Source organism: Gemmiger formicilis, from assembly GCF_018784445.1.
In the GTDB taxonomy this organism is placed as follows: Bacteria; Bacillota; Clostridia; order Oscillospirales; family Ruminococcaceae; genus Gemmiger.
The window spans coordinates 1-208 of record NZ_WQOH01000106.1; the positions used below are offsets into that span (position 1 = coordinate 1).

General features: G+C 49.0%; 1 rRNA gene. It reads right to left on the bottom strand.

The annotated features are described in order from the left end of the window. A 16S ribosomal RNA gene (locus tag GPK89_RS16870) occupies positions 1-175 on the bottom strand; the annotation flags it as partial. Between the last annotated feature and the right edge of the window lie 33 nt (positions 176-208).

The window sequence follows — 208 nt, forward strand, 5'->3', positions numbered from 1 at the left end:
GGTATTAGCAGTCGTTTCCAACTGTTGTCCCCCACTCCAGGGCAGGTTACTCACGCGTTACTCACCCGTTCGCCACTAAGTCAAGAAAAGCAAGCTCCTCTTGACTCCGTTCGACTTGCATGTGTTAGGCGCGCCGCCAGCGTTCGTCCTGAGCCAGGATCAAACTCTTTATAAATGGTATTTAATCGCCATTTAAAAGCGTTAAATC